Here is a 1,364-nt window from a genome sequence, read left to right on the forward strand (position 1 = left end):
TGGCTTGGGGGATGCCGCGCTGGAACTGTCCGGCTGTGGCGGTGTCGGAGCCGTTGGGGTTGACCGTCCAGCCCTTGTTGGTCTCGAAGTCATCGCTGAACACGATCTGGCCGGGTGGCGTGGCCGTGCCCGCCAGTGTCCACACCGACGAGGCGATCGCGTCGGCGTTGCGGTCCAGCGCGGTGTCGTTGATGTTGGTGGTGGTGTCGCACGAGCGGTGGTAGCAGCGGTCGAACGCCTGCCCGGCGGTGCCGCCCCACAGCTGCGCCTGTGCGCTGGACTTGATGCCCTCGGCACCGGTGAACGTGCCGCCGGCCGGGATGCCGACACTGATGAACGGCCCGTAGTCGGAACGGCCATCGAAGTCGGTGCCCCGGGTGGGCACGCCGATCGAGGTGAAGTAGCTCTGGATCACCTGCTCGATCTGGGCGGACCCGGCCGGGCCCGGCCCGGAGCCGACCCCGTCGGAGTTGTCGCCGTCGTAGACGAAGTAGCCGGGGTTCGGCGAGCCGACCATGTCGAAGTTGAGGTAGCCCTTGATCTTCGTGCGCTCGGCGGAGGGCAGGTTGTTGACGTAGTACTGGGAGCCGCGCAGCCCCAGCTCCTCAGCGCCCCACCAGGCGAACCGCAGGTGCTTGTCCGGCTGGAAGTTCTCCCGGGCCACCGCCAGCGCCGTCTCCAGGATCGCCGCCGAGCCGGAGCCGTTGTCGTTGATGCCCGGACCGGCCGACACGCTGTCCAGGTGGGCGCCGGTCATGATGACCTGGTTCGGGTCGCCGCCGGGCCAGTCGGCGATCACGTTGTAGCCGGTCGCGCCGCCGTAGGTGAACGACTGGAGCGTGGTCTGGTAGCCGGCTGCGTCCAGCCTGGCCTTGACGTAGTCGGCCGACGCCCGATAGCCCGTGGTGCCGTGGGCGCGGTTGCCGCCGTTGTTGGTGGCGATCGTCTGGAGCTGGGTGAGATGGGCCTTGACGTTGGCGAGCGGGATGTCCGGCGCCGCGGCCACCGCCGGCACGGGTGCGGCCGACGCGCTGTGGCCCGTCAGCGTGGCGGACAGCGCGAGGATCGCCGCTCCGGCCACCACGAACAGGGGGGATCGCATGCATTGCCTCCGGTAGAGGGGGTCTGCGGTGAGGTCCGTCGCCGGGGCGGCGCGCGGTACGGGCACGTCGCCCCGGCCTGCGAGGTCCGGGGCGCCCCGGGAACGGGCCGGACGGTCATGGTGCGGCCGGCCCGTTCAGAGGGGTCCGGGACGCCTCCGGGGACGGCGGTCAGGACTGGGTGATGGTGATGTTGTCGATGGCGGATTCGATGAGGCTGGCGGTGCTGGTGTCGGCGGTGTCGATGAGGATGCGGATGGTTTG

1 protein-coding gene is annotated in these 1,364 nt (G+C 70.4%); it reads right to left on the bottom strand.

Going from position 1 to position 1,364, the window contains the following annotated elements:
- The coding region (locus tag C4U03_RS39675; RefSeq protein ID WP_103945034.1) for a M28 family metallopeptidase at nt 1-1,102 on the bottom strand (1,102 nt) is incomplete at its 3' end.
- Nucleotides 1,103-1,364 lie beyond the last annotated feature (262 nt).

Source organism: Thermomonospora echinospora (assembly GCF_900108175.1).
Taxonomy (GTDB): Bacteria; Actinomycetota; Actinomycetes; order Streptosporangiales; family Streptosporangiaceae; genus Thermomonospora; species Thermomonospora echinospora.